This window comes from Dactylosporangium cerinum (assembly GCF_042653625.1).
GTDB lineage: Bacteria > Actinomycetota > Actinomycetes > Mycobacteriales > Micromonosporaceae > Dactylosporangium > Dactylosporangium cerinum.
Genome location: NZ_JBHSIU010000037.1, coordinates 20,613 through 27,512 on the forward strand (window position 1 = coordinate 20,613; position 6,900 = coordinate 27,512).

Consider the following 6,900-nt stretch of genomic DNA (forward strand, 5'->3'; position numbering starts at 1 on the left):
TCCATGAAAGCAGAGGACCGGCCGATCGGCCACTGGCTGCGCGAGCTCGACCGCCGCATCGAGGACGCGTTCACGTCCACCCTGGACGCGCGGGGGCTGACCCGGCGGCACTGGCAGGTGCTCAACGGGCTCGGCCCGGACGATCCGTTCTGGGGCCCAGGGGAGCGGTCCCACCCGGAGGTCGTCGCCGACCTCACCGCCCGTGGCTGGACGACGCCGGACGGCGCGCTCACCGCCGGCGGCGAGCGGGCCCGGGCGGAGATCGCGGTGGACGTGGCCACGGTCCGCCGGCGGGCCGCCGAGGGGATCCCGGACGAGGACTACCTGACCACCGTGCGCACCTTGGCCCACATGGCCGGCAACCTCAGCGGCGGATGACGGTGTGCCGGGCGATGGCGCCGATCGTGCGCGGGGTCAGCGTGCCGTCGCCAAGACCCAGCTCGATCAGGTCGTCGAAGACGGCCTGCCGGCGGTCGGCGGCGCGCACCGCGGCGTTGACGATCCACTGCCGGCCGCCGAGCAGCGCCGCCGCCCTCGAGTGCCGCAGGTGCCGGCCGAGCCGCCCCTGGAACGCGGCGGCGTAGCGGCGCCCCGGCGCGTCCCCGGCCGCGGCCGCACCCGCCAGGGCGCCGGACAGCACCGCGTAGAAGATGCCCTCTCCGGTGAACGGGTTGATCAGCGACATGGCGTCGCCGGCGAGCAGCAGCCGCCCGCGGGCCGGCGGCGGGCGCCGGGTCGACAGCGGCAGGTGGTGCGCGCGCAGACCGCCTGCCGCGGCCACGTCGACGTCCGGCAGCAGCGCCGCCAGCCGGTCCAGCAGGTGCGCGCGGGAGATCGACCGGCCGTGCAGGACCTCGCCGTAGCCGATGTTGGCGGTGCCGTCGCCGATCGGGAAGGCCCACGCGTAGGCCGGCCACTCCCGCGACGCCGTGACGATGCGCTGCTCCACCGGGCCCGCCGGAGCGGGTGCGTATCCACGGATCGCGAGGGCCAGGTGGCCGGGGCCGTTCGGGGCCTGCCCGAGCGCCTTGCGCACGACCGAATACGCGCCGTCGGCGCCGATGACCGCGCCCGCCGACACCACACCGTCCAGCACGACCCGGGCGTCGCGTTCCTCGACCCGGCGCACGGTGTGGCGCCGCAACACCGCGCCCGCCGCCACCGCCGCGGCCACGATCCGCTGATCGAGCTGAAGCCGGGGGATGGTGTACGTGGGACGCGCGTGCGCCCTGGCGACGGCTCCGCCGGCGGGCCCGACGAGCCGTAACGCCGGCACCGGCGCGTATCCGGCCTCGACGCCGGTCACACCGAGCCCGGCGAGCACGTCGAGGGCATGCGGCGCGATCCCGTCGCCGCACGGCTTGTCCCGCGGGAAGTCGGCCTTGTCCAGCAGCAGCACGCTCGCGCCGGCCCGTCGCGCGGCGAGCGCGGCCGACGCTCCCGCCGGCCCGGCACCGACCACCACGACGTCGAACTCGTCCATGGCACAAAAGCTAGCGACTGTCCGGGACGGTGTGCACGCCCGCAGCGGAACCCTTCGACTTGAGCATCATGATGAACGCCAGGACGCGGGCGACCGCGCCGAAGAACTCGGCCGGGATCTCGTCGCCGATGTTGCAGGCCCCGTAGAGCGCCCGCGCGAGCGGCACGTCGGAGACCATCGGCACCCGGTGCTCGTCGGCGACCTCACGGATCTTCAGGGCGATCACGCCCACGCCCTTCGCCACCACCCGGGGCGCGCCCTTCGTCGGGTCGTACCGCAGCGCCACCGAGACGTGCGTCGGGTTGACCACCACGACGTCGGCCCTCGGCACGTCGGACATCATCCGGCTGCGGGCCATCTCGTGCTGCCGCTGCCGGATCTGGCCCTTGACGTGCGGGTCGCCCTCGGACTTCTTGTGCTCCTCCTTGACCTCCTCCTTCGACATCTTCAGCTGCTTGTTGGTCCGCCGCTTCGCCACGAAGTAGTCGGCGAAGGCGAGCACCAGGCCGGTCGCCGCGGCGACCCGGATCACCTCGAGCACGGTGTCGGCGACCAGGCCGATGATGGTCTGCAGCGGCATCGCCGTCGCCCCGAGCAGCGTCGGGATCAGGGTCTGCATCGTGTTGTAGACGACGATGCCCAGGATGACGACCTTGGCGAGGGACTTCACGGCCTCCCACGCGGCCTGCCCGCCGAAGGTCTTCTTCAGGCCCTTGAGCGGGTTGAGCTTCTTGAAGTCCGGCTTCAGGGTCTTCGTCGCGGGGCGCAGGCCGCCCTGGGCGGCGGTGGCGAGGATCGCGAACACGAACAGGCCCACCGTGATCGGCGCGGCCAGGATCACGATGTCCTTCACGCCGGTCTTGAACAGCTCCAGGGCCTTCGCCGGCTCCGGGTCGACCATCGCCTGCGTGCTCCGGGTGAACAGCTCCTGGGTCCGCGACATGATGTTGCGGGCCGTCATCGGCAGCAGCATGCTGGCCAGCAGCACCCCGCCCCAGGCGCCCAGATCCGGCGTGCGGGCCCGGGTGCCCTCACTGCGCGCCTTCCGCTTCTTCTGTTCGGTAGGCTCCTCGGTCTTTTCACCCGCCATCAGCGGCCGAGTGCCCCCTCGATCGTCCGCATCGACCAGCCGACCGCCGACAGGTACGCCTTGGCCAGATCCGCCGAGGACACCGGGGCGCTCGCCAGGGCGTGCTCGTCGGCGATCTCGTACGCCCGCACGATCGACAGCACCTGGCCGAGCCGGCCGTGGCCGTCGACGAGCGCGTCGGCCACCTCCACGGTCAGCGGCAACCGGTTCACCAGCTCAGCGACCGGCTCCGAGATGAGCTCGGCGACACCGGCGAGCAGCCCGATGGTGAACGCCGCCTCGCCCTGCAGCCCGAGCCGTTCCGCCACCGTCTGGCACAGCCGGGCCCGGGCCATCGTCGTGGACAGCTGGTCCTCGGTCGCGGACTCCGCCACGTCACTGACCAGCATCAGTGCCGCCCACTGCCGGATCTTCGCCGAGCCGAGCAGCACGACCGCGTCGCGGACCGAGGCGACCTTGCGCGGCAGGCCGGACGCGGCGGAGTTCGTCGCCCGCAGCACCCGGTAGGACAGCGCCGGGTCGCTCTGCACGATGGTGGACACCTTCGCGAGGTCGGCGTCCTCCGCGGTGACCGCGCCGAGCAGCTCCAGGCGGCGCAGCCGCGACGGTGACAGCGCGACCGCCGTCAGCACCTGCGGCCGGCCCACCGCGTAGCCCTGCAGCAGGTCGAACCCGAGCCGCTGGGCCAGCAGGATGTGCTCCTCGGACTCGACCCGCTCGGCGACCAGCTTGATGCCGGGGTATCGCCGGCACCGCGCCACCACCTCGGCGAGCTCGTCGGGTTCGCGGATGAGCAGGTCCAGTTTCACGTAGGAGGCGAGCCCCAGCAGCCGGTCGTGACCGAGGCCGAACACGAAGTCGTCGAGGGCGATCTCGTACCCCTGCTGCACCAGCCGCGCGGTCCCGGCGAGCACCGCGTCGTCGATCTCGACGGTCTCCAGGATCTCCAGGATCGCGTGGTCCGGGTCGAACGGCAGCGGCAGCTCGCCGACGAGGAAGTCGCGGGTCAGGTTGATGAAGCACCTGCGCCCGCCGACGAGCTGCTCGAGGCCGAACTCGGTGAAGGCGTTGACGATGACCTGGCTGGTGGCGTACGCGGTGCGCCGGGATGCCTCGACCTCGTCCGCGGCACCACGGAACAGCAGCTCGTAACCGACGACGTGGCCGGACCAGTCATAGAGCGGCTGCCGGCCTATGTGGACGAGCTGCGTCGAGTCGGGGGAGGTCGTTGCGGGCTGCACGCCCCAACGATCGGCACGGGGCGCTGCAACCAAAGGAAAACCCTCAGAACTACCCGTTCGACACCGATCAGGGGATCGCGTCACATCAGAAAGACGGGGAGAGCGTGCCCAAACACCTGTCGCAGTACGTCGTGCCCATCGGCATCGTGATGATCATCCTCATGATGGTCGTGCCGCTGCCGGCCTTCCTGCTGGACACGCTGATCGCCGCGAACATCACCCTGGCGCTCGTGATCGTGCTGGTCAGCATGTACGTGAAGCGGCCGCTCGAGTTCTCCTCGTTCCCCTCGCTGCTGCTGATCGCGACCCTGTTCCGGCTGGCGCTCAACATCAGCGCGACCCGGCTCGTGCTCACCGACGGCTTCGCCGGCGCCGTCATCGACGCGTTCGGCCACTTCGTCGTGGGTGGCTCGCTCATCGTCGGCCTCGTCATCTTCCTCATCCTGTTCATCGTCCAGTTCATGGTCGTCACCAAGGGTGCGGAACGCGTCGCGGAGGTCGGCGCCCGCTTCACCCTCGACGCGATGCCCGGCAAGCAGATGGCGATCGACGCCGACCTCAACGCCGGTCTCATCGACGAGGCGACGGCCCGCAAGCGGCGCACCGAGATCACGTCCGAGGCGAGCTTCTACGGCGCCATGGACGGCGCGTCGAAGTTCGTCAAGGGCGACGCGATCGCCGCGATCATCATCACCCTGGTCAACCTCATCGGCGGCTTCGCCATCGGCATGCTGCAGCGCGGCATGTCCCCGGCCGACTCGATCGCCACCTACTCGCTGCTGTCCGTTGGCGACGGCCTGGTCTCGCAGATCCCGGCGCTGCTGCTGTCGGTGGCGACCGGCCTGATCGTGACCCGCTCCGCCAACGACGGCGACATGGGCGCCACGGTCAGCAAGCAGCTCAGCCAGAACCGCCGCGCGCTGCAGATCGGCGGCGGCGCGGCCCTCGCGCTGTGCCTCATCCCGGGACTGCCGAAGCTGCCCTTCCTGCTCGTGGGCGCCGCGGTGCTGATCATCGCGCAGCGCCTGCCGAAGCCGGTCAGCGAGGCCGACCAGCAGGCCGCGGCCGCCGCCGAGGCCGAGCCGCCACCGCCGGACCCGACCGAGACGCTCCTCGGCGAGATGCGCGTCGACCCCCTGGAGCTCGCCCTCGCCCCGGACCTCGTCGACCTCGTCGACGCAAGCGGGGGAGACCTGCTCGAACGCGTCCGGGCGCTGCGCCGCAAGGTGGCCCTGGAGCTCGGCATCGTCATGCCGCCGGTGCGGACCCGCGACGACCTGGAGCTGCCGCTGTCCACCTACGCGGTGCGCATCAGCGGCGTCGAGGTCGGCCGCGGCCAGGCCCCGCCCGGCACGGTCCTGGCGATCGGCGACGGCCTGGAGTTCCTGCCCGGCCGGGCCGGCGTCGAGCCGGTCTTCGGCCTCGCCGGCAAGTGGGTCCCGGCCGAGTTGCGCCACCAGGCCGACCTCACCGGCGCCACGGTCGTGGACCGGGCCTCGGTCATCATCACGCACCTGGCGGAGATCGTCCGCGTGCACGCCAGCCGGCTGCTCGGCCGCGAGGACGTCCGCGCGCTCACCGAGATCGTCAAGCGCACCCACCCGGTCGTCGTGGAGGAGCTGACCCCGGCGGCGCTCAGCCTCGGCCAGGTCCAGCGGGTGCTGCAGACGATGCTCGACGAGGGCGTGCCGATCCGAGACCTCGTGCGCATCTTCGAGTCGCTGTCGCTGCAGGCCAAACAGTCCACCGATCCGGACTCGCTGGTCGAGGCGGCGCGTGCGTCGCTCGGGCCGGCGATCGCCTCGCGCTACGCCCACGACGGCACCCTGACCGCGATCACGCTCGACCCGCGACTCGAGCAGCAACTGCTGGAGTCGTTGCGCCCCACCGACAGCGGGCTGCAACTGCTGATCGACACGGCCCGCGCCGAGTCGATGCTCGCCGACCTCACCAGAATCACCGAACTCGGCGAGGAACGCGGCACCAGCCCGGTCCTCGTCTGCTCGCCGCAACTGCGCAACGCACTGCGAAAGCTGGTGTTGATGGCGCTGCCGCGTTTGCCGGTTCTGTCTTACTCAGAGATCGCCGGGAGTACGCTGCGGATTGAGACTATTGGGGTGGTGAATGGTGCCTACCCGGTTGCTGCTTGAGGGTCGTGACCTCGAAGAACTGCTCGCGCAGGTCCGCGCCGAGCACAGGCCGGACGCTGTCATCGTCTCCGCCGAGAAAGTGCGCACCGGTGGAGTCGGTGGCCTTTTCGGCACTCAGAAATATGAGCTGACGGTGGAGGTCCCGGATGCCGCTTCGACAACTCAATCATCCGGCCGGCCCGCCCGCCAAAACGACACGCCGAATCGTTCGCTGAGTATTCAGGATCTGGCCGCGATGGCGGATGCCGCCGAGGCGCAGGGCCGGAATCCGACGTTCGCCGACGTGCTCGCCGGCGCCCGGGACGGCGGCCCGTCCCGGGCAACGGCCGCCGCCGGCCCGCCGCGGCCGCCGGCGGCCGACGGCCCGTCCCGGCCGGCCGCCCCGGCCGACGCGGCCAACCGGCCGCGAAACGTGGCCGACGCGGCCAACCGGCCGCCGACCGCGGCCGACGCGTTGCACCGGTTGCTGGGCGACGCGGCGCCCGCCGAGGCAGCCGGGGGCACGCCCTCGGTGCGCCCGTTCCGGCCGGCGGCGAACCAACCGATCGCGAAGCTCGGCGTGCGGCAGGTCAACGCCGACCCGCGCTTCGAGCAGCGCCCCGAACCACCGCAGCCGCAGCGGTATCAGCCGCCGCCCGTCGATCCCCGTGGGATGCCGTGGGGCGCCCCGGGCGACGGCGGCAACCGGCCCGAACAGACGCGGATGGACCCGCGAAGGCGCGCACCACAGCGCCCGAACCCGCCCCGCCCACAGCTGTCCGACCTTGACACCGAATTCTGGCAGGAGTCCTCAATGCCTGTTGAAGCCACCGCCACCGTGGAGAAGCCGCGGACGCCGGACCAGAGTGAACGGCTGGCCGGCACCTACAACCCGCACACCGCGGCGCCGGCCGCCGCGCAGGCGACGGAGCGCGCGGCCCCGGCCGCGGCGCCCGC

General features: G+C 72.0%; 5 protein-coding genes and 1 pseudogene. 3 read left to right on the forward strand and 3 right to left on the reverse strand.

The annotated features are described in order from the left end of the window. Positions 1-3: 3 nt before the first annotated feature. Positions 4-378, forward strand: coding sequence for a hypothetical protein (locus ACFPIJ_RS26690; RefSeq protein WP_380118440.1), 375 nt, complete (start codon positions 4-6; stop codon positions 376-378). Here the strand turns inward: ACFPIJ_RS26690 and ACFPIJ_RS26695 are convergent. The 3 genes from ACFPIJ_RS26695 to ACFPIJ_RS26705 are packed head-to-tail and all read right to left on the reverse strand — an operon-like array spanning position 365 to position 3,814. Next, entirely contained in the window at positions 365-1,483 is a 1,119-nt protein-coding gene (locus tag ACFPIJ_RS26695; RefSeq protein WP_380118442.1) for a geranylgeranyl reductase family protein, read from the reverse strand. The genes ACFPIJ_RS26690 and ACFPIJ_RS26695 overlap by 14 nt on opposite strands. A 10-nt stretch (positions 1,484-1,493) precedes the next feature. After that, positions 1,494-2,573 carry a flagellar biosynthesis protein FlhB gene (gene flhB / locus ACFPIJ_RS26700; RefSeq protein ID WP_380118445.1) on the reverse strand — a complete coding sequence of 360 codons (1,080 nt, stop codon included), beginning with the start codon at positions 2,571-2,573 and terminating at the stop codon, positions 1,494-1,496. Then, positions 2,573-3,814, reverse strand: coding sequence for an EAL and HDOD domain-containing protein (locus ACFPIJ_RS26705; RefSeq protein ID WP_380118447.1), 1,242 nt, complete (start codon positions 3,812-3,814; stop codon positions 2,573-2,575). Before ACFPIJ_RS26705 ends, flhB begins: the two co-directional genes overlap by 1 nt. A 104-nt stretch (positions 3,815-3,918) precedes the next feature. On the opposite strand from ACFPIJ_RS26705, the gene flhA reads away from it, so the two are divergent. Further along, a complete protein-coding gene (flhA, locus tag ACFPIJ_RS26710) occupies positions 3,919-5,964 on the forward strand; it encodes a flagellar biosynthesis protein FlhA (protein ID WP_380118450.1) in 2,046 nt (681 codons plus the stop codon). A gap of 235 nt (positions 5,965-6,199) precedes the next feature. Further along, a pseudogene (locus ACFPIJ_RS26715) lies at positions 6,200-6,900 on the forward strand (hypothetical protein); the annotation flags it as partial.

Excerpts from the sequence above, each read along its gene's own strand:
- ACFPIJ_RS26695 (WP_380118442.1), bottom strand. The coding sequence starts at position 1,483 with ATGGACGAGTTCGACGTCGTGGTGGTCGGTGCCGGGCCGGCGGGAGCG.
- flhB (WP_380118445.1), bottom strand. The coding sequence starts at position 2,573 with ATGGCGGGTGAAAAGACCGAGGAGCCTACCGAACAGAAGAAGCGGAAG.
- ACFPIJ_RS26690 (WP_380118440.1), top strand. The coding sequence starts at position 4 with ATGAAAGCAGAGGACCGGCCGATCGGCCACTGGCTGCGCGAGCTCGAC.